The organism is Burkholderia sp. AU30198 (genome assembly GCF_020419825.1).
GTDB lineage: Bacteria > Pseudomonadota > Gammaproteobacteria > Burkholderiales > Burkholderiaceae > Burkholderia.
The window spans coordinates 97,009-117,257 of the sequence record NZ_JAIZSA010000010.1; the positions used below are offsets into that span (position 1 = coordinate 97,009).

General features: G+C 68.8%; 16 protein-coding genes. 11 read left to right on the plus strand and 5 right to left on the minus strand.

The annotated features are described in order from the left end of the window. The first annotated feature begins 420 nt into the window (after positions 1-420). From LGN19_RS22030 to LGN19_RS22040, 3 genes are all read left to right on the plus strand, one after another. Positions 421-786: a BON domain-containing protein gene (locus tag LGN19_RS22030; RefSeq protein WP_122944612.1), complete on the plus strand. Its 366-nt coding sequence runs from the start codon at positions 421-423 to the stop codon at positions 784-786. A gap of 136 nt (positions 787-922) precedes the next feature. Then, positions 923-3,013, plus strand: coding sequence for a D-(-)-3-hydroxybutyrate oligomer hydrolase (locus tag LGN19_RS22035; RefSeq protein ID WP_226217090.1), 2,091 nt, complete (start codon positions 923-925; stop codon positions 3,011-3,013). Between the two features lie 613 nt (positions 3,014-3,626). Continuing rightward, on the plus strand, positions 3,627-5,462 hold the full coding sequence (locus tag LGN19_RS22040; RefSeq protein ID WP_122944614.1) for a S10 family peptidase: 1,836 nt from the start codon (positions 3,627-3,629) through the stop codon (positions 5,460-5,462). A 343-nt stretch (positions 5,463-5,805) separates the two neighbouring features. Here the strand turns inward: LGN19_RS22040 and LGN19_RS22045 are convergent, their stop codons facing one another. From LGN19_RS22045 to LGN19_RS22065, 5 genes are all read right to left on the minus strand, one after another. Then, the gene (locus LGN19_RS22045) at positions 5,806-6,594 is read right to left on the minus strand and encodes a sulfite exporter TauE/SafE family protein (protein WP_226217092.1); all 789 of its coding nucleotides are present in this window, start codon (positions 6,592-6,594) and stop codon (positions 5,806-5,808) included. A gap of 308 nt (positions 6,595-6,902) precedes the next feature. Further along, positions 6,903-8,339, minus strand: coding sequence for a DHA2 family efflux MFS transporter permease subunit (locus LGN19_RS22050; RefSeq protein WP_174957041.1), 1,437 nt, complete (start codon positions 8,337-8,339; stop codon positions 6,903-6,905). A gap of 139 nt (positions 8,340-8,478) precedes the next feature. Further along, on the minus strand, positions 8,479-9,210 hold the full coding sequence (locus LGN19_RS22055; RefSeq protein WP_226217094.1) for a DsbA family oxidoreductase: 732 nt from the start codon (positions 9,208-9,210) through the stop codon (positions 8,479-8,481). Positions 9,211-9,517: 307 nt separating this feature from the next. Next, positions 9,518-10,312 carry a transcriptional regulator gene (locus LGN19_RS22060; protein ID WP_319000657.1) on the minus strand — a complete coding sequence of 265 codons (795 nt, stop codon included), beginning with the start codon at positions 10,310-10,312 and terminating at the stop codon, positions 9,518-9,520. Continuing rightward, positions 10,309-11,271: an ornithine cyclodeaminase family protein gene (locus LGN19_RS22065; protein ID WP_226217097.1), complete on the minus strand. Its 963-nt coding sequence runs from the start codon at positions 11,269-11,271 to the stop codon at positions 10,309-10,311. The genes LGN19_RS22060 and LGN19_RS22065 overlap by 4 nt, the downstream gene beginning before the upstream one ends. Positions 11,272-11,651: 380 nt before the next feature. On the opposite strand from LGN19_RS22065, the gene LGN19_RS22070 reads away from it, so the two are divergent. The 8 genes from LGN19_RS22070 (at position 11,652) to LGN19_RS22105 (ending at position 20,212) form a co-directional block, all read left to right on the plus strand. After that, positions 11,652-12,431: an ABC transporter substrate-binding protein gene (locus LGN19_RS22070; protein WP_122946610.1), complete on the plus strand. Its 780-nt coding sequence runs from the start codon at positions 11,652-11,654 to the stop codon at positions 12,429-12,431. 67 nt (positions 12,432-12,498) lie between these two features. Next, positions 12,499-13,743 (plus strand): NAD(P)/FAD-dependent oxidoreductase, encoded by a 1,245-nt coding sequence (locus tag LGN19_RS22075; RefSeq protein WP_122944620.1) that lies wholly within the window; start codon positions 12,499-12,501, stop codon positions 13,741-13,743. Between the two features lie 521 nt (positions 13,744-14,264). After that, positions 14,265-17,156 carry a beta strand repeat-containing protein gene (locus LGN19_RS22080; RefSeq protein WP_226217099.1) on the plus strand — a complete coding sequence of 964 codons (2,892 nt, stop codon included), beginning with the start codon at positions 14,265-14,267 and terminating at the stop codon, positions 17,154-17,156. Positions 17,157-17,441: 285 nt separating this feature from the next. After that, positions 17,442-17,801 carry a hypothetical protein gene (locus tag LGN19_RS22085; RefSeq protein ID WP_226217101.1) on the plus strand — a complete coding sequence of 120 codons (360 nt, stop codon included), beginning with the start codon at positions 17,442-17,444 and terminating at the stop codon, positions 17,799-17,801. Between the two features lie 27 nt (positions 17,802-17,828). After that, complete coding sequence (locus LGN19_RS22090; RefSeq protein WP_089450011.1) at positions 17,829-18,344, plus strand: sigma-70 family RNA polymerase sigma factor; 516 nt, start codon at positions 17,829-17,831, stop codon at positions 18,342-18,344. Continuing rightward, positions 18,341-19,123: an anti-sigma factor family protein gene (locus LGN19_RS22095; RefSeq protein WP_226217103.1), complete on the plus strand. Its 783-nt coding sequence runs from the start codon at positions 18,341-18,343 to the stop codon at positions 19,121-19,123. Before LGN19_RS22090 ends, LGN19_RS22095 begins: the two co-directional genes overlap by 4 nt. Positions 19,124-19,151: 28 nt before the next feature. Then, a complete protein-coding gene (locus LGN19_RS22100) occupies positions 19,152-19,583 on the plus strand; it encodes a quinol oxidase (RefSeq protein WP_122944624.1) in 432 nt (143 codons plus the stop codon). Further along, complete coding sequence (locus LGN19_RS22105) at positions 19,580-20,212, plus strand: LolA family protein (protein ID WP_122944625.1); 633 nt, start codon at positions 19,580-19,582, stop codon at positions 20,210-20,212. The genes LGN19_RS22100 and LGN19_RS22105 overlap by 4 nt, the downstream gene beginning before the upstream one ends. Positions 20,213-20,249 lie beyond the last annotated feature (37 nt).

Genomic DNA, 20,249 nt, shown 5'->3' on the forward strand with positions numbered 1-20,249 from the left:
TGGCGTGACGGATCGGTGACGGTCGGACGGTTGTCATGAACGATGCCGATTCTCGCGGCGATGGTAACCGGTTTCACGGTGCGTGCGCGAGTGGGGCGGCCTGGCGCGGCACCGCGGCGACAGTGGCGGGCGGCCCCGCGTCAAAAGCTTTGCGCTTCCGCGGGCGCTGGATTACATTGTGCGACGCAGCCGCGCCCGATTCGCGCGCGACCCGGCACGCAATCAGACCGGGCGCGTCCGGCCGGCGGCTGTCCGGCCCGGCCGGCCCGCTTTCGCGTGCGCCGACCGCCAGCCCGTCTCGCCTCTCTCGTATCGCCGTGGAAAACACCGGCTGTCCCGCCCGTTCGCGCGTGGGCCGGCTGTTTTTGGGGGTATCCGGCCGTACTGTGCACGGCCGTTCCGGAGTGATAAGGAGATAGCATGAAGTCGATCGTGTTGAGAGCGTTGGGCGTCGCCGCCGTGGCGGCCTGTCTGTCGGGCAGCGTGTATGCGCAGTCGAGCGATGCAGCGGCAACGGAAGCGCCCGCGGCCGCGACCAGCGCGCCGAAGGCCGCCGCGAAAACCGCGAAGAAGGCGAACCGCAAGCTCGGCTACGCGGTGCGCAAGGCGATTTCGAAGGAATCCGGCGTGAACGTGTCGAACCTCGTCGTGCGTTCGAAGGGTGGCGCGATCACGCTGGAAGGCACGATGCCGGCCCAGGACCAGATCGACAAGGCCGAAGCTGCAGCCAAGGGCGTGAAGGGCGTGACGTCGGTCGCGAACAAGCTGACGGTTCAGCAGCAGTGATGCCGGGCGGCGGCGCGCAAGCGCCGCGTGAGCCCGTTTTCAGGCGGGCCCCGGCGTGCCGGGGCCCGTTTGCGCTTGAGAGGCCGCAAGCCGCATGAAGCGGCGGCGGACCGATAACGATATCGAGAGGGCGGCGATGACGAGACTCGGGTGGGGCAGGCGGATGGTTTTCGGCGCGGCGCTGGCCGCGGTCACGATACTCGGCGCCTGCAACGGCGACGAGTCGGCCGAGCGCAACCGGTTGCCCGGTTTCGTGTCGGGCAGCGTGCGCACGACAGCCTATGACGGCGCGAGCGACGACCTGCTGACGGCCGGCCTCGGCAAGACCGGCCTCGGCTCGGCGAGCGCCCCCGCGTTCGCGAATGCCGCCCGGCCGACGAGCGCCGAGCTGCGCCGCCTCGCGATCTGGTCGAACTACCGCGCACTCGTCGACATGAGCGCGAACGGCGGCTACGGCCGCTTCTGGGGGCCGAACGTCGACCTCGACGGCAATGACACGCTCGGCCAAGGCAAGATTCCCGGCACCGAATATCTCGCGTACTCCGACGACGGCAGCGGCAGCAAGAACGTCACGCTGCTGGTGCAGGTGCCCGCCAGCTTCAATCCCGCGCAGCCGTGCATCGTCACCGCGACGTCGTCGGGCTCGCGCGGCGTGTACGGCGCGATTTCCGCGGCCGGCGAATGGGCGCTCAAGCGCGGCTGCGCGGTTGCCTACAACGACAAGGGCGGCGGCAACGGCGCGCACGAGCTGATGTCGGATACCGTCACGCTGATCGACGGTACGCTCGCCAACGCGGTGCTGGCCGGCACCGCGAGCCTGTTCACCGCGAACGTCACCAGCGGCGATCTCGCCACGTTCAATTCCCGTTTCCCGAACCGCTATGCGTTCAAGCACGCGCATTCGCAGCAGAACCCCGAGCAGGACTGGGGGCGCGTGACGCTGCAGTCGGTCGAGTTCGCGTACTGGGCGCTCAACGAGCAGTTCGGACCGCTGATCGACGACTCGCATCACGGCGTGCGCTATCGCGCGGGCGACATCACGACGATCGCCGCGTCGGTCAGCAACGGCGGCGGCGCATCGCTCGCGGCGGCCGAGCAGGACAACCGCGGCTGGATTACCGCGGTCGTGGTCGGCGAGCCGCAGATCAACGTGCGGATGGCGCCGAATGCGGTGGTGCGCTCGGGCGGCCAGCCCGTGCCGTCGTTCGGCCGGCCGCTGGCCGATTACGCGACGCTCGCGAACCTGCTGGAGCCGTGCGCGGCCGCATCGGCGTCGCTCGCCGGCGCGCCGTACCTGAGCGCGCTGCCGGCGGCGACCACGCAGTCGATCCGCACGCAGCGCTGCGCGACGCTCGCCGCGGCCGGGCTCGTGTCGGGCGCCGATACGCCAAGCCAGGCCGCCGACGCGCTCGCGCAGCTCCACGCGGCCGGCTACCTCGCCGATTCCGACCTGCTCCAAGCGCCGATGTGGGATTCGCAGGCGATTCCGGCGATCGCGGTCACCTATGCGAACGCGTACACGCGCTCGCGCGTCACCGACAACCTGTGCAATTTCAGCTTCGCGACGACGAACCCGGCGACGGGCGCGGTTGCCGCGCCAGCCACGTCGCCGATGCCGGCCGTGTTCGGCGTCGGCAACGGCGTGCCGCCGACGGCCGGCATCGACCTCGTGTTCAACACGGGCGCGGGCGTCGACCACCGGCTCGCGACGCCCGATGCGAGCTTCGCGGGCGCGCTGTGCCTGCGCCAGCTGTGGACGAACGGGATGCTCGGGATGCCCGCGAACGTCGATGCGGTGCGCGTGAACGCGAACCTGCAGGGCAAGCCGGCGATCATCGTGCAGGGTCGCAGCGACGCGCTCGTGCCCGTGAACCACGCATCGCGCGCGTACGTCGCGCAGAACGGCATCAGCGAAGGCGGGCGCAGCCAGCTCGTGTTCTACGAGGTGACGAACGGCCAGCATTTCGACGCGTTCCTGCCGGTGCCGGGCTTCGACACGCGCTTCGTGCCGGTTCACTACTACAACCTGCAGGCGCTGAACCTGATGTGGCGGCACCTGAAGAACGGCGCGCCGCTGCCACCGTCGCAGGTGATCCGCACGGTGCCGCGCGGCGGCACGCCGGGCGCCGCGCCCGCGCTGACGAGCGCGAACCTGCCGCCGATCTCGGCGGCGCCGGGTGCGAATGCGATCACGGTCGGCGCCGGCGCGATCGACGTGCCGCTCTGACGGCGTCCGTCGCGCCGCCCTCACGAAGCCGGACAGTCGTCCGGCTTTTTCTTTTGGATTGTCTGGAATCGGTCCCGAACTGCCTTTTATCGGAATGGCGAGCGCCGTAACAAATTATTACTTTACGGCGGTAAATCGGGACCCTAATATGCGCCGGTATTTTCACTTAATTTAATAAATTCCAGATACGAGATATTCCTTTCTATTTAGTTAATCGATCCTTTCGATTTTATTAAATCGGCTCGAGCCGCGATTGGTCGCTGCTTTGCGATTAATCGGCATCTCGCCGAGGGGGATTGTTCGTCTGTTCGAAGCGCGGCGCCCTTGTTGGGCGGGCCTTGCGGGGCATGTTTTTGCTGTCGATTTTGTGCATGTGCAAAATCGTTGAATGAATTTGCATTGCTGCGGATTATTGAATTGTCGTTTGCAGTGGAGTCGATTCCATTGTGCGGTTGCAAAAAATATGGGTGGGGTAAATCGTGCCGATCGGTATTTTCCGATCCGGTAAAAAACTCGGAGTGCGTCGCATAACGAATGCATTCCTGGTGCGGAGCGCCGGCGCAAATGATCCTTTGCGACCGGCGGTATTTATCGTTCTGTTCGAGAGGCAATAATGACGACACGGAAGTCCTTGAAAGACGGTTTCGCGCTATTCGGAACGACACTGAGCGTGCCGCTCGCTGCAGCCGCGGCCGCAGCGCTGCTCGTCACGGGGTGCGGCGGCGACGACGGGGCGAGCCCGGCCGCGGCCGCCAACGCGGCGGCGACGACGTCCAACGGCAGCACGTCGGCCAGCACCAACGCAACGAATGCCACGCCGGCCGACCAGCCGTACGTCGACAACGACGTGTACGGCACCGGGCCGAACGACGCGGTCACGGATTCCACGGAAGGGGCGGCCGTCGTGCACCGCACGGTCACGGTCGGCGGCAAGACGATCAACTACACGGCCACCACCGGCCACCTGACGACGATCGATCCGACCACGTCGGCGCCGAACGCGAAGATGTTCTACGTCGCGTACACGCAGGACAATCCGGACCCGTCGAAGCCGCGCCCGGTTACGTTCTTCTACAACGGCGGCCCCGGCTCGTCGTCGGTCTACCTGCTGCTCGGCTCGTACGGGCCGAAGCGCCTGCAGTCGTCGTTCCCGAACTTCACGCCGCCCGCGCCGTACAAGCTGCTCGACAACCCGGACAGCCTGCTCGACCGCACCGACGTCGTGTTCATCAACCCGGTCGGCACCGGCTATTCGACGGCGATCGCGCCGGCGAAGAACAAGGACTTCTGGGGCACCGACCAGGACGCGCGCTCGATCGACCGCTTCATCCAGCGCTACCTGACCAAGTACTCGCGTTGGAACTCGCCGAAGTTCCTGTACGGCGAGTCGTACGGCACCGCGCGCAGCGCGGTCGTGTCGTGGGTGCTGCATGAGGACGGCATCGACCTGAACGGGATCACGCTGCAATCGTCGATCCTCGACTACGCGAACGCGATCTCCGCGCCGGGCACGTTCCCGACGCTCGCGGCCGATGCGTTCTACTGGAAGAAGACGACGCTCAACCCGACGCCGACCGATCTCGACGCGTACATGGTCCAGGCCCGCAACTACGCGGACAACACGCTTGCGCCGCTCGCGCAGAAGCCGAACCCGCAGGACGGCGGCTTCGTGAACGTGCGCCTGAACCTGAACCTGCAGACCGCGCAGCAGATGGGTTCGTACATCGGCACGGATCCGACCTCGCTGATCCAGACGTTCGGCAACCCGGCCGCGCTCGGCAACGTGCCGTCGTCGGACGACAACCCGCCGTACACGTTCTTCCTGACGCTCGTGCCGGGTACGCAGATCGGCCAGTACGACGGTCGCGCGAACTTCACCGGCAAGGGCATCGCGCCGTACATCCTGCCGAACTCGGGCAGCAACGATCCGTCGATCACGAACGTCGGCGGCGCGTACACGGTGCTGTGGAACAGCTACATCAACACCGACCTCAAGTACACGTCGACGTCGTCGTTCGTGGACCTGAACGACCAGGTCTTCAACAACTGGGACTTCAGCCACACCGACCCGACCGGCGCGAACAAGGGCGGCGGCAATACGCTGTACACGGCGGGCGACCTCGCGTCGACGATGAGCGTGAACCCGGACCTGAAGGTGCTGTCGGCAAACGGCTATTTCGATGCGGTCACGCCGTTCCACCAGACGGAGCTGACGCTTGCGCAGATGCCGCTCGACCCGACGCTCAAGGCGCAGAACCTGACGATCAAGAACTACCCGTCGGGCCACATGATCTACCTGAACGACGCGTCGCGGACCGCGCTGAAGGGCGATCTCGCCAACTTCTACGATGGCATCCTGGCCAACCGCACCGCGCTGCAGCGTGTGCTGAAGCTGCAGATGCGCACGCAGCAGCTCAAGCAGCAGAAGCTGCAGCAACAGGGGCAGTAAGCGCGGCGGGCGGCTTGCGCCGCCTGATCTGACGTAAAGGTGCCGCCTGGTCACGTACGCCCGCTCTTCGCGTGACGTGTGTCGATGGCGGTGCGGTCGTCCTCAACGGTGCCCCGGGAGTCATGGACTTCCGGGGCATTGTCTTGTGCGGAGCTAGACGAGTCGCCCCGGAAACCGCCCATGACGGTGTTGCCGAATCCTCAAAAGAGGGATGAGTGACCCTCGTTTGAGGATTTGCCGGAACATCCCCATAAAGCGACGGCGGGGTGACGTGACGGGGTCTTTCTTCCGAAGATTCCGGCGAGAGAAAGGATGTCGACGCGCGACGTTGCAACCGCCCCGCTTACGCGAGCACGAGCCGGATGCCGACCGCGACGAGCGTCGCGGCGAGCAGGTTGCGCAGCAGCCGCTCGGGCGCGCGCGCCGACAGCAGGCTGCCGAGCACGATGCCGGGCAGCGAACCGAGCAGCAGCGACAGCAGCATCGACCAGTCGACCGAGCCGAGCAGCCAGTGGCCCATGCCCGCGACGAGCGTGAGCGGCACCGCGTGCGCGATGTCGGAGCCGACGATGCGGGTCGTCGCGAGCGCCGGATACAACAGCAGGAGCACGGTCACGCCGATCGCGCCGGCGCCGACCGACGTCATCGACACGAGCACGCCGAGCACGGCGCCCGTCAGCACGGTCGACCACAGCGTGCGCGCGGGGCTCGGCGCGAGCGGGTTGCGCGCGGCGAACGCGGTGAGCTGCGGCCGGAAGATCAGCGCGAGCGACGTGAGCAGCAGCGCGACGCCGAGCACGAGCTGGATCATCCGCGCGGTGCCCGGTGCGTTCATCCCGTGCGTATGCAGCCACCACAGCGTGATGGCCGCGGCCGGGACGCTGCCCGCCGCGAGCCGGCCCGTGATGCGCCAGTCGATCGACCCCTTCAGCCCGTGGACGAGCGTGCCGGTGCCCTTGGTCGCGGCCGCGTACAGCAGGTCGGTACCGACCGCCGTCGCGGGGTGGACGCCGAACAGCAGCACGAGGATCGGCGTCATCAACGAACCACCGCCGACGCCCGTCAGGCCGACGAGGATGCCGACGAACAGGCCGGACAGCGAGTACAGCAGATCGATATGGGGAAGCGACATCGGAAGCAGGCGGTTATGCGGCGTTCGGCGGCGGCGCGTGGGTCAAAGTCCGCCATTGTCGCAAAAGTGGCGCGTCGATGTACGACTACGTTAAAAATCGGCCGGGAAAGCCCGTGGGGCGGGCATCCGGACCGGGGTGAAACAGGCGTTTGAACAGGGGCGGGGCGTGGTGGCCGGCGCCATCGCGCCGATCGGCCCGAAAGACCTGGCGACGCGGGGGGCGGGTGCCAGAGCCCGGCACGCGTAAAAAAGGGCGCGACGGTGCGCGCCCGGGTTCGGTGGCGGCGCTGGACGCCCCAGGCCACCGGTCAGTGCATCGCGGGGCCGACGCCTTCGACCGCGCCCTGCCGCCGGATGCGCAGCGTGAGGCCGATCAGCGCGGCGGCGGCAGCGAACGCCGCGCCGAATGCGAAGGCCGCATGGTAGCCGCCGTTCAGCGCGACGAGCGGCGCGTGCGTTGCCGCAAGCACGTCGGTGCGGGCGGCCGCGAGGCTCGCGAGCACGGCGAGGCCGAGCGCGCCGCCCATCATGAACGCGGTGTTGACGATCCCCGACGCGAGCCCGGAATCGGCCGGATCGACGTCGTTCATCGCGGCGAGCAGCATCGGGTTGAACGCGACGCCCGCGCCGATGCCGAGCAGCGTCATGCCGGGCAGCACGTGCCAGACGAAGCCGCCGTCGACCGGCGCGCGCGAGAACAGTGCGAGGCCGCAGGCCGCGATCAGCAGGCCGGCCGCGATCGGGCCACGGATGCCGAAGCGCATCACGATCCGCGCGGACAGCCCGAGCGAGAACGCGGCCATGATCAGGTTCGCCGGCAGGAACGCGAGCCCGACCTGCAGCGGCCCGTAGCCGAGCACACGCTGCATGTACAGCGCGGACAGGAAGAACCACGCGAACATCGCGGCCGCCCACAGCACGCCGATCACGTTCGCCAGCGCGACGTTGCGCGCGGCGAACAGCGTGAGCGGCATCAGCGGATGCGCGGCGCGCGCCTCGATCGCGATGAACAGCGCGAGCAGCGCGACGGCCGCGCCGATCAGTGCGACGGTCTGCATCGACAGCCAGCCGGCTTCGTTGCCGCCGACGATCCCGTAAACGGCCAGCATCAGCGACGCAGTCACGGTGATCGCGCCCGCGACGTCGAGCCGAGCGGTACCAGCCGGCGCGCGCAGGCGCGGCAGCAGCGCGACGCACATCGCATAGACCGCGATGCCGATCGGCAGGTTGACGAGGAAGATCCAGTGCCACGACAGCGAGCTCGTCAGCAGCCCGCCGAGCAGCACGCCGATGCTGCCGCCGCCCGCGCAGACGAAGCCGTACACGCCCATCGCGCGGGCGCGTTCGCCGGGCTCGGTGAAGAGGTTCATGATCAGCGACAGCGCGACGGCCGATACGACCGCGCCGCCGAGCCCCTGCACCGCGCGCGCGGCGATCAGCATCGTCTGCGATTGCGCGAGGCCGCACGCGAGCGACGCAAGCGTGAACACGACGAGGCCGGCGAGGAACATGCGCCGCTGGCCGTACAGGTCGCCGAGCCGGCCGCCGAGCAGCAGGCAGCCGCCGAACGTCAGCAGGTACGCGTTGACGACCCACACGAGGGCCGTCTCGGTGAAATGGAGGTCGGTGCTGATCGACGGCAGCGCAACGTTCACGATCGTGCTGTCGAGCACGATCATCAGCACGCCGAGGCAGAGGACGATCAGCGCATACCAGCGCTTCTCGCCGTGAATCCCGTGGGTCATGGGCTTGCAGCCTTCTGATAGTTATTTGAAAGGATGCATTCTAGACCCCATCGGCGCGGGCTTCCTGCCGGTTTGTGGCAGCAGCGATGCGTAGTCGCGCGTCCGGGCGGGACGCGCGCGATGTTGGATGCGGCGGGCGTTACGGGCGCGCGGGCAGTTCGCAGCCGTCGGGGCCGCAGGCGGCCGCGTCGCTGGCGTCGAGTTCGACGATGCCGTCGCGCCATGCCTGGTCGAGCGCCTGCGCGAACGCGTCGGCCGGCTGCGCGCCCGACACCGCGTAGCGGCCGCCGAACACGAACAGCGGCACGCCGCGTCCGCCGATCTGCGCGGCGCGCGCGACGTCGGCTTCGACTTCGTCGCGGTATGCGTCGCTGCGCAGCACGTCTTCGACGGCCGAGCGCTCGAGTCCTGCTTCGATGGCGAATTCGGTCAACTCGGCGTGATCGAACAGCGAGCCGTGCTCGCAGAAATACGCGCGGTACAGCCGCTCGGTCAGCGCGTGCGCGCGGCCCGTCGCTTCCGCGAGCTTCACGAGCCGGTGGCCGTCGAGCGTGTCGCCGACGAGCGTGCCGGGCAGGTCGCAGCGCAGCCCGACGCTCGCGGCCGCGTCGGTCACCTGGCGCAGCATCTGGTCGACCTGCGTCGGCGACATCCGGTACTTGCCGGCGAGCATCGCCTCGACCGGCTCGACGGGCTGGCCGGGCATCAGCCGGTACGCGCGCAGCGCGACGTCCACGCGGTCGGCGTGCGCGAACGCGGCGAGCGCCTCGTCGAAGCGGCGCTTGCCGATCCAGCACCACGGGCAGATCAGGTCGGACCAGATTTCGACGGTCAGGGTCGGGCGGGCAGTCGGGGCGGGAGTGGTCGTCATGGGCGGTTCCGGGCAGCAAAAAAGTGTAACCGGGACTATATCACTTTGTGCTTCGACGCTTTGGCTTGGCCGGGCGGCCGTGTGAAACGGGCGCCCGGCGTATCACGAAGCATAGACACGGAAGCGGCGTCCCGATAGCGATTGCCGATACCGGCCGCCGCGGGGCCCGGCATCCCGGCGTCCCGGCGTCCCGGCGTCCCGGCGAAACGGCGAAACGGCGAAACGGCGAAACGGCGAAACGGCGAAACGGCGAAACGGCGAAACGGCGAAACGGCGAAACGGCGAACCGGCCCTTGGCGCGTTTCGCTTACGCGTCGCCTAGCGTTTCCTTCAGGTGCTTGAGGTGCTTGTAGACCGTCGCGCGGCCCATCCCGAGCACGTTCGCGACGTAGTTCGCCGCGCTCTTGCCGCGAAACGCGCCCTCCGCGTAAAGCGCTTCGACGAGTTCGCGCCGGTGCTCGCGCGTAAGCCCGTTCAGTCCGACCTGCCGCTCGCGCAGCCAGCCGTGCAGGAACGTGTTGATGCGCTCCTGCCAGTCGTCGCGGAACAGCTCGTCCGGCTGCGCGACGACGCCCGCGCCCTTGATGAACAGGTCGAGCGTCGCGCGCACCTCGTCGAACACCGCGATGTTGAAGTTGATGCACATCATCCCGGCCGGGTGGCCTTCGTCGTCGAACAGCACGTTGCTCACGCAGCGCATCCGCCGGCCGTCCCAGTTCAGCTTCTCGTACGGGCCGATCACGCGCTCGCGCGCGGAATGATCGATTTCGTCGAGCGCGGAATCGTCGCCGACCTCGCGCTTCGACAGGTTGTTCGCGAGATACAGCACGGTCTGGTCGTGCAGGTCGTGGATCACGACTTCCGCGTACGGGAAGAACAGCGCGGCGATACCGTCGGCGATCGGCGCATAGCGGGTGAGCAGCAGGTCTTTGACGGGGGATTTCTTCTTGCGCATCGGGTTCGCCATCTCGGGTGGGCGGGGGCCGGGCAGCGCATCGGGCCGGCGTGCCGGCGCACCGTTGGCCGGCATGCCCGTGCGCCCGCGCGCGGCCGCCGCGGCGGTTGCGCCATTGTATCGGCCCCGAGTGCGCGTGCCGCTCATGCGCGCGTCAGGTGCGTGTACAGCGCGTGGGCGATCGCGATGTCCTCGAGTCCGAGGCCGATCGAGCGGAAGAAGGCATGACGGGCGTACGACGGTGTCGGGCAGGTGCCGGCGACGAGCGCGGGCAGGTCGCCGACGATCCGCGTGGCGTCCCAGGCGTGCTCGGCCGCCGCGATCTGCATCTCGCCGGCGCTCGCGGGCGTCGTGTGCCGGTAGTCGCAGTACACGTCCATGTCGGGCAGCCACGCGGGCGGGATCTCGTGGGCGCGCGCGACGTTCGTGCTGATCGACGTGACGAGCGCGGGGCGCGTGAGCATCCCGTCGCCGAGCACGGGCGTGCCCGACGACGTGCAAAGCATCACGACGTCCGCGTCGCGCACGCAGGCTTCGACGCTCGCGGCGGCGCGGGCGCGCGGATCGAGCTGTGCGAGCGTCGCCTGCTGCGCGGCGTCGCCGGCGAGCGCGGGCGAGTACACGCGGATCGTTTCCCAGTCGCGCAATCCCGCCGTGTGCCGCAGGTGCGCGAGGCCGACCGCGCCCGCGCCGATGATCGCGAGATGGCGTGCGTTGCGCGGCGCGAGGCAGTCGACCGCGAGCGCGGTCGTGCCGGCCGTGCGCTCGACGGTCAGCAGGCCCGCGTCGCACCACATCAGCGGCTGGCCCGTGCGCATCGACATCAGCGCGGTCCACGCAGTGACGATGGGTTTGCCGCCCGTCACGACATACGGCGACAGCTTCGCGCCGAACACCTGCGCGTCGGCGAGCGCGCCGAGATACGTGATGAAGTCGCCGGCCTGGTCGGGAAACAGCGTGAGCGTTTGCGGCGGCTGCACCGCGCGCGCCGCGGCGAGCGACGCGAACATGCTGCGCAGCGTGCCGAGCACGTCGAGCGACGGCAGGGCCGCGCGCACCGCGGCTTCGTCGACGGTCAGCGGCAGGGTCGGGGCGGTTTGCGTCATGGGGACATCTCCGGTCGGGGCCGGACAGGACGGTCTCGATCGACGGTGTCCGGCAGTGTTCGTGATGGACGAAAAGTCTAATATAGACAAACGAAGTCGGGAGAATTTTTCTTTTCGAGACGGCATTTCGCCGCGTGTCGCTGAAAAAACATATAAAAATCAAATGCTTTCCGGCTGGCTTGCGACATTTCGAGGCCACCTATCGGGGCACGATTCTCGTATCCCCTATAGTCTATAGTAGACTTTGAGTCTATATTTCGCGGGCAGGATACGACGCGCCACCGCGTGGTGGCCGCCTGCTTCGAATGCCGATCCGGCGCCCGGCCGAGGCCGTCGTGCGACCGATCCTCATCGCCTCAATCCAGAACGGAAGGACCGTCATGAACTGGAAGCTCTCCCTCTGCGCCGCTGCGGCGCTCGCCTGCGCGGCCGTCACGGCCCACGCGGATCAGTCCACGTTGCGCTTCGGGATCGAAGCCGCCTATCCGCCGTTCGAGAGCAAGACGCCGGCCGGTCAGCTGCAGGGTTTCGACGTCGACATCGGCAACGCGGTGTGCGCGAAGCTGAACATGAAATGCGTATGGGTCGAGAATTCGTTCGATGGCCTGATCCCGGCACTGCAGGCGCGCAAGTTCGACGCGATCAACTCGGCGATGAACATCACGTCGAAGCGCCGGCAGAGCATCGACTTCACGCCGGCGATCTACGTGGTGCCGATCGTGATGATCGCCAAGCACGGCTCGCCGCTGCGGCCTGACGTCGCGAGCCTGCGCGGCAAGCACGTCGGCGTGCTGCAGGGCTCGTCGCAGGAGGATTTCCTGAAGGCGCACTGGGCCAATGCAGGGGTGGCCGTCGTGTCGTACCAGGATCAGGACCAGATCTATGCCGATCTCGTCGCGGGTCGTCTCGACGCGGCCGTGCAGGAAGCCCAGACAGCGCAGGACGGTTTCCTCGACAAGCCGGCCGGCCGCGACTACCAGATCGTCGGCGAGCCGCTGAAGGATCCGGCGACGCTCGGCGAAGGCACGGGCTTCGGGATGCGCAAGAACGACAAGGCGCTGCAGGCGAAGATCGTCGGCGCGCTCGACGCGCTGAAGAAGGACGGCACGCTCAGCGCGCTGTCGCAGAAGTACTTCAAGCGCGACATCGTCGCGAAGTAACCACCGCCGCGCGCCGGCCGCCGCGCCGGCGCGCATCGCTTCGAATCTCGACGCAGTACGGGGAACCATGGATTTCGACGTCATCGTTCTGGGGGCCGGCATCGTCGGCGTGTCGTCGGCGCTGCATCTGCAGGATCGCGGGCTGCGCGTCGCGCTCGTCGACCGGCGCGCGCCCGGCGAGGAAACGAGCCACGGCAATGCGGGGCTGATCGAGCGCTCGTCGGTCGTGCCGTACGCGTTTCCGCGCCGGCTCGGCACGCTGTTGCGCTATGCGCGCAACCGCTCGGTCGATCTCTACTGGGACTACCGTGCGCTGCCCGCCTATGCGGGCTGGCTCGCGCGCTTCTGGCGCGAATCGTCGCCGCAACGGCTTGCCGCCGCCGCGCGCGACCTGCTGCCGCTCGTCGCGGCAAGCGTCGTCGAGCACGACGCGCTGCTCGCGCGCACCGACGCGCAGCCGCTCGTGCACGACGGCGGGTGGATCGAGGCGTTCCGTTCGCCCGCGCTGTTCGATGCGGAAACGCGCGCGCAGCAGCGCGTGGCCGACGCGCACGGGCTGCGGATGACCGTGCTCGATGCACGTGCGCTGCGTGCGAGCGAGCCCGGTATCAGCGACGCGTTCTGCGGCGCATTCCACTGGCAGGACCCGAAGACCGTGTCGAGCCCGGGCGGGTTGACCAAGGCCTACGCGCGGCTGTTCGAGCGCGATGGCGGCACGTTCGCGCGCGGCGATGCAAAGACGCTTGCGCAGGTGAATGACGGCTGGCAGGTCGGTACCGAACACGGGCCGATTTCGGCGCGCTCGGCGGTAGTCGCGCTCGGGCCGTGGTCCGATCACGTCTTTGAGCCGCTCGGCTACCGGATTCCGCTGCGCGCGAAGCGCGGCTACCACATGCACTACCGGCCGACGCGCGCGCCGTTGAACGTGCCCGTGTGCGATACCGAGGAAGGTTTCGTCGTCGCGCCGATGGAAGGCGGCCGCCTGCGGCTCACGACCGGCGTCGAGATCGCGCTGCGCGGCGCGCCGCCGACCGGTGTGCAGCTCGCGCGCGCCGAGCCGCTGGCGCGCGACGCGTTCGGTATCGGCGAGCGGCTCGATCCCGAACCGTGGCTCGGGATGCGGCCGTGCACGCCCGACATGCGCCCGGTGATCGGGCCCGCCCCGCGCCATCGCCACCTGTGGTTCGCGTTCGGCCATTGTCACCACGGGCTCACGCTCGGCCCCGCGACCGGGCGCCTGCTCGCCGAAATGATGACCGGCGCGCCGACCTATATCGATCCCCGTCCATACCGGCCCGCGCGCTTCGGCTGAACCCGCGAGGCGCGGCGATGCCGTTCCGGCCATCGCCGCGCGCCGCATCGCGCTCCGGTTGCGATACGGCTGTCACAGTTTTTCATTCTGCCATCCGGATTATCGATGGCGACGCAATCGGAAATAATCTGCGTAATCGTCAAGAAAGAAATCGCGAGATAAATAAAATCAGCTAATTCGCGATTAGGCAATGCATTTTCATTTAACTGAAATACGCGATGGGCAGCCGGCCTGACGAGGTGCGGCACCGTCGGTAACAGCCGTTCCCGTGTCGTGCGGAATGTACCGGAACACGTTACTACGGGGCTCGCAAACGTTACGTTACATCCGCGTTCCGTCGACCTTTTTCGTCCGATGATTCGGGCTCCGCGCCCCATGTTTTTCGTCGGAAATCCATTAAAAAAACGTTATTGCCACGCAATAGGCAGACGAATGAATCCATTTTTCTGAATTGGCACGCTTCGTGCAATCCGTCCCCATGCTTTATCAACGTAGTGCCAACCGAGATGGGGAAAATAAAGATGGGACACAATCTGAAATTGACGGGTGTGGCGCTGTCGGTCGCGACGGTGTTCGGGGTACTGGCTTCGGGTTCCGCGATGGCGGGGACGCTCGATTCGATGCCGATTCCACAAGTGATCGTCACCCCGCCGACGAACGGCATGTCGGTCGGGCTGGTCGCGACGGGTACGTCGCCGCTGGGCTCGGTCACCGTGGCGGCAGGTGGGGCGGGCGCGATCCAGACGTCGTTTGGCGATCCCGGCCAGGCACTCTCGGGCGCCGTGGGGGCGGTGACGGGGGCGCTCGGCGGTGGCGGCGGCACGGTGCAGCCGCTGGCGCCGGTTCAGGGTGTGGTGAATCAGGTGACGGGTGCGCTCGGTGGCGGCAACCCGGCAGGCGCGTTGACGGGGGCACTGGGCACGGTGACCGGTGCGCTGGGTAATGTCGGCGGCGGTTCGAACCCGCTGGCGCCGGTGCAAGGCGTCGTCAATCAAGTAACGGGCGCGCTTGGTGGCGGCAATCCGGCTGGTGCGTTGACGGGTGCACTCGGCACGGTGACCGGTGCGCTGGGTAATGTTGGCGGTGGTGCGAACCCGCTGGCGCCGGTTCAGGGTGTGGTGAATCAGGTAACGGGCGCACTCGGTGGCGGCAATCCGGCTGGTGCGTTGACGGGGGCACTGGGCACGGTGACCGGTGCGCTGGGTAATGTTGGCGGCGGTTCGAACCCGCTGGCGCCGGTTCAAGGTGTCGTCAATCAAGTGACGGGCGCACTCGGTGGCGGCAACCCGGCGGGCGCGTTGACGGGTGCACTCGGCACGGTGACCGGTGCGCTGGGTAATGTCGGTGGCGGTTCGAACCCGCTGGCGCCGGTGCAAGGTGTCGTCAATCAAGTAACGGGCGCACTCGGTGGCGGCAATCCGGCTGGTGCGTTGACGGGTGCACTGGGCACGGTGACCGGCGCGCTGGGTAATGTTGGCGGCGGTGCGAACCCGCTGGCGCCGGTGCAAGGTGTCGTCAATCAAGTAACGGGCGCACTCGGTGGCGGCAACCCGGCTGGTGCGTTGACGGGTGCACTCGGCACGGTGACCGGTGCGCTGGGTAATGTCGGTGGCAGTTCGTATCCGCTGGGGGCGGTTCAAGGCGTCGTCAACCAAGTAACGACGGCGCTCAATAGCGGCAACCCGGCTAGCGCGTTGACGGGTGCACTCGGTGCGGTGGCGGGTGAGCTCGGTGCCGGCAATCCGGCAGGCACGGTGACCGGTGCGATCGGTAACGTGACGGGAGCACTGGGCGCATTGGGCGCTATCGGCGGCGGCGCGGATCCGCTGGCGCCGGTCCAGGGTGTCGTCAACCAGGTGACGGGCGCCCTGAGCGGCGGCAACCCCGCGGGTGCGCTGACGGGTGCACTGAACACGGCGACCGGGACGTTGAGCAACGCACTCGGTAACGCAACCGGCGCACTGGGCGGCATCGGCGGCGGCTCGAACCCGCTAGCGCCGGTACAAGGCGTGGTGAACCAGGTCACGGGCGCGCTCGGCAGCGGCAACCCGGCAGGCGCACTGACCGGCGCACTTGGCACGGTGACGGGCGCACTGGGCGGCATCGGCGGCGGCTCGAACCCGCTGGCGCCGGTACAAGGCGTGGTGAACCAGGTGACGGGCGCGCTCGGCAGCGGCAACCCGGCAGGCGCACTGACCGGTGCACTCGGCACGGTGACGGGCGCACTGGGCGGCATCGGCGGCGGCTCGAGCCCGCTGGCGCCGATCCAGAGCGTCGTCGACCAGGTCACGGGTACGCTCGGCAGTGGCAACCCGGCCGGCTCGCTGAGCAACGCGGTCAACACGATCACGGGCACGCTCGGCAACGTCGGCGGCGCGGGGAGCCCGCTGGCGCCGGTGCAGGGCGTCGTCACGCAACTCGCGGGCACGCTCGGCGGGTCGAGCCCGCTGGCGCCGGTGCAAGGCGTCGTCAACCAGGTCGTCGGCACGCTGTCCGGCGCTGGCGGCGGCAGCCCGATCACGCCGATCACGAACCTCGTCAACGGCCTGCAGAACGCGCTGCCGACGGGCGGCAACCCGGCCGGTGCGCTGACCGGCGCACTCGGCTCGGTGACGGGCGCGCTCGGCAACCTCGGCGGGTCGAACCCGCTGGCGCCGGTGCAGGGCGTCGTGAACCAGGTCGTCGGCACGCTCGGCAACAGCAATGCGGTCGGCACGGCCACGAATGCACTGGGTAACGCGGTCGGCTCCGTCGTGGGCGCGCTCGGCAACGTCGGCGGGTCGAATCCGCTGGCGCCGGTGCAGGGCGTCGTCAACCAGGTCGTCGGCACGCTCGGCAACCTCGGCGGCACGAACCCGCTGGCGCCGGTGCAGGGTGTCGTCAACCAGGTTGTCGGCACGCTCGGCAACCTCGGCGGATCGAACCCGCTGGCGCCGGTACAAGGCGTCGTGAACCAGGTCGTCGGCACGCTGTCGGGCGCGGCGGGCAACAACCCGATCGCACCGATCACGAACCTCGTGAACGGCCTGACGGGCGGCAGCAACCCGGCCGGCGCACTGACCGGCGCGCTCGGTTCGGTGACGGGCGCACTCGCGAACGGTCCGGTGGCCCTCGGGCAGGCGGCAGGCGCGCTGTCGGGCGCGGCCGGTTCGACGGCAGCGGCAGGCGGCAGCCTGCTCGGCTCGGGCGCGAACGCGGCTGGCGGCACGGCGGGCGCGGCCGGCTCGCTGCTGTCGACGGGCGCCAACGCGACCGCGACGGTCGCCAACGCAGTCGGCACGACGGTGGGCACGGCGCTCGGCTCCGCGCCGGGCCTGTCGGTCACGCCGCATTCGGGCAGCAGCGCGCCGGGCAACCCGCTCGCACCGGTGTCGTCGCTGCTCCAGTCGCTGACGGGCGCACTGCCGAAGTAACCGGCCGGACACGCACGGCGGTGCCGGATCGGCCGCCGTGTGCAACGGGTCGCGCCACGCGGCATGACAGCGATGTCATGCCGCGTTGTCTTTGGGTGTCCTGCTTTCTTTCGTCGCATGAATGGCCGCAGTCGATGCTCGCCGGCCGGCGTGGAATAACCGGTCGCCTCCATCCGTTTACATACCGAATCCCGGCAGCGCCGGCCGGCAGGATAATGGTCGTGACGAAGCCGGTCGTCCCGGCCGGTGCCGCCGTGTCGCGAAGCCGTGCCAAGGAGAACGGGCATGAAACGGATACTCGCCGCCGCCGCGCTGATGGCGGCAATCGTGCAGCCGGCCGCCGCGGAACCACCGCGGGCCGGCGACGGGAAACTGGTCGACGAAGATCACATGACGCTGTACGTGTTCGATCGCGATGCGCCCGGCAAGAGCGCATGCGACCGCGCGTGCGCGGCCAACTGGCCGCCCGCGCTTGCCGACGCGTACGACAAGGCAACAGGCGTGCTGAGTCTCGTCGCGCGCGACGACGGCAAGAAGCAATGGGCGTACCGCGGGCGCCCGCTGTATCGCTGGAAGCAGGATCGCAAGCCCGGCGACGCGGGGGGTGACGGGATCGGCGGCATGTGGCACGTCGCACGTCCGTGACTGCGCGGCAGTGCGCGAGGCATCCTGATGAGCTACGAATCGGACCTGCTGGTGTGGTTGCCGCATCTCACGCGCTATGCGCGCGCGCTGACGGGCGACCGGGCCTGGGCGGACGATCTCGTGCAGGACACGCTCGAGCGCGCGCTGAACCGCCCGCCGCGTGATGGCGGCAACCTGCGCGCGTGGCTGCTGACGCTGCTGCGGCACCGTTTCATCGACCAGTTGCGCGCGCGGCACGAGATCGCCGTCGACGACGCGACGGCACCGTGGCAGACGATGGCCGCGCCGGCCGGAGAAATCGGCGGGCTGGTGCTGCGCGACGTGCAGCGCGCGCTGTACCGGCTGCCGGTCGAGCAGCGCGAGGTGCTGCTGCTGGTCGCCCTTGAGGAATTGAGCTATCGCGATGCCGCGGAGGTGCTCGGCGTACCGGTGGGAACGGTGATGTCGCGGCTCGCACGGGCGCGCGGGCAGATGCGCGCGTTGCTGTCGGACGAGCCGTCGGCGCACGGCACGGCCGCGTTACGGGTGATCGGGAAGACATGATGGACGAACCGCGCAAACCTTCGAACGAGCGGGACGACGATGCGTCGGCGCAACTGCTGTCCGCGTTGCTGGACGGCGAGCTGTCCGGGCACGAGCGGCGCGAGGTGCTCGAGCGCGTGCTGGCCGATCCGGAGGAAGCCGAACGATTCGCGCATTACCGTGCGCAACGCGACGCGCTGCAGGCGCTGTTCCCGCTGCCGGGCACTGCGCCCGCGCTGTTCGTGCAGCGCCGCGCGCCGCGCCGGCGCGGGATCGCCTACGCGTTCGCGGGGCTTGCGGCCGGGCTGCTGATCGGCGTCACGCTGCATGCGGGCTGGATGGCGTTCGGCAGCGACCCGGCGTTCGCCGCGCACGCGGATGTCGCGTACGCGACGTACGTGGCCGACCGCGAACATCCGGTCGAGGTGGGTGCAGGCGACCCCAAACGTCTCGTCGCGTGGCTGTCCACGCGTCTCGGGCGGCCGGTGCGTGCGCCGTCACTCGACGAATACGGCTACGAGCTGCTCGGCGGCCGGTTGTTGCCCGGCGAAGCGGGGCCGGCCGCGCAACTCATGTACCAGCGCGCGGATGGCGAGCGTGTAACGCTGTACATGACGGCCTACGACGCACGGCGCCTCGCGCCACGGGCGATGTCGGCAGGCGACCGCTACACGTATTTCTGGTCGGATCGCGGGATGGGCTACGCGTTGTCCGGCCAGGGCGACGAACGACGCCTGCGCGAACTCGCGATCGACGCGTGCGGCGAACTCGGCGGCCCGACCGACGCGTGGAAGGGGTGATGCGCGCGGCGCCGGTACGGAGCAGGCGATGAAGACGACGATGACGAAGGGGCTCGTGCTGATGCTGGTGCCGGCGGTGCTTGCCGCGGGCGCCGCGCTTGCGCGGGCGGACGGCGACGCGCCGGTGCGCGTGCCTGTCGACGCCGACGGTGTGCAGCGGGTGGCGATCGTCGGCGGCAGCTATTTCTTCCGACCGAACCACGTGATCGTGCGGGCGCACCTGCCGGTCGAGCTGACCGTGTCGATCGAACCCGGCCTGGTGCCGCACAGCTTCGAAATCGACGCGCCGCAGGCCGGTATCGCAGTGCACACCGAGCTCGGCACGACGCCGAAGACGTTTCGCTTCACGCCCACGCAGCCGGGCCGGTTCGCCTACTATTGCACGCATCGGCTGCTGTTTTTCAGGAGCCATCGCGAGCGCGGGATGGAAGGCGTGCTCGATGTCGAGGCGGCGCCGTGATCGCCGCGTTGCTGGCCGCGAGCCTGATAGGAGCGAGCATGACCGCCGATCCCGTGACCGTCGCGCAGGCGCATTTCGACCACGTCCACTCGTACCGCGCGACGATCCGCTCGTCGGCGCGCAGCGGCGAACGGACGGAATTCCGCTACGCGTACCTGAAGCCGGGCTTCGTCCGGATGGATTTCGTGTCGCCGCATCACGGCGCGGTGCTCGCGTACGATCCCGGCGACGGCAAGGTGCGGCTGCGCCCGTTCGGCGCGCATGCGCCGCCCGCGTTGACGCTGTCGCCGTCCAATCCGCTCGTGCGCGACCGCAGCGGCCACCGGGTCGACCGGTCGGACGTCGGCGAACTGCTGCGCAACGTCCATGCGCTGCAGGAAGGCGGCGCGACGGTGACCGAAGGCGAGGAGGCCGTCGGCGGCCGGACCGCACTGCGCGTGTCGGTCACGGGCGCGCCCGCGCACGCGGTCGATGGCGTGCATCGCTACCGGCTGTGGCTGGACACCGAGGACGGCTTTCCGCTGAAGGTCGTCAGCTTCTCGGACGATGACGACGTGCCGCTCGAAACCGTGACGCTCGACGACGTCGAGATCGACGTCGCGTTTCCCGAACGCTTCTTCGCGCCCTGAGCGGTGCGCTGACTCACGCCCCTGACGGGCAGGCCGG

Coding starts and splice junctions, on each gene's coding strand:
- LGN19_RS22055 (WP_226217094.1), bottom strand. CDS start 9,210: ATGACGACCACTCCCGCCCCGACTGCCCGCCCGACCCTGACCGTCGAA.
- LGN19_RS22050 (WP_174957041.1), bottom strand. CDS start 8,339: ATGACCCACGGGATTCACGGCGAGAAGCGCTGGTATGCGCTGATCGTC.
- LGN19_RS22095 (WP_226217103.1), top strand. CDS start 18,341: ATGATGGACGAACCGCGCAAACCTTCGAACGAGCGGGACGACGATGCG.
- LGN19_RS22090 (WP_089450011.1), top strand. CDS start 17,829: ATGAGCTACGAATCGGACCTGCTGGTGTGGTTGCCGCATCTCACGCGC.
- LGN19_RS22060 (WP_319000657.1), bottom strand. CDS start 10,312: ATGAGCGGCACGCGCACTCGGGGCCGATACAATGGCGCAACCGCCGCG.
- LGN19_RS22100 (WP_122944624.1), top strand. CDS start 19,152: ATGAAGACGACGATGACGAAGGGGCTCGTGCTGATGCTGGTGCCGGCG.
- LGN19_RS22070 (WP_122946610.1), top strand. CDS start 11,652: ATGAACTGGAAGCTCTCCCTCTGCGCCGCTGCGGCGCTCGCCTGCGCG.
- LGN19_RS22045 (WP_226217092.1), bottom strand. CDS start 6,594: ATGTCGCTTCCCCATATCGATCTGCTGTACTCGCTGTCCGGCCTGTTC.
- LGN19_RS22080 (WP_226217099.1), top strand. CDS start 14,265: ATGGGACACAATCTGAAATTGACGGGTGTGGCGCTGTCGGTCGCGACG.
- LGN19_RS22035 (WP_226217090.1), top strand. CDS start 923: ATGACGAGACTCGGGTGGGGCAGGCGGATGGTTTTCGGCGCGGCGCTG.
- LGN19_RS22065 (WP_226217097.1), bottom strand. CDS start 11,271: ATGACGCAAACCGCCCCGACCCTGCCGCTGACCGTCGACGAAGCCGCG.
- LGN19_RS22030 (WP_122944612.1), top strand. CDS start 421: ATGAAGTCGATCGTGTTGAGAGCGTTGGGCGTCGCCGCCGTGGCGGCC.
- LGN19_RS22040 (WP_122944614.1), top strand. CDS start 3,627: ATGACGACACGGAAGTCCTTGAAAGACGGTTTCGCGCTATTCGGAACG.
- LGN19_RS22075 (WP_122944620.1), top strand. CDS start 12,499: ATGGATTTCGACGTCATCGTTCTGGGGGCCGGCATCGTCGGCGTGTCG.
- LGN19_RS22085 (WP_226217101.1), top strand. CDS start 17,442: ATGAAACGGATACTCGCCGCCGCCGCGCTGATGGCGGCAATCGTGCAG.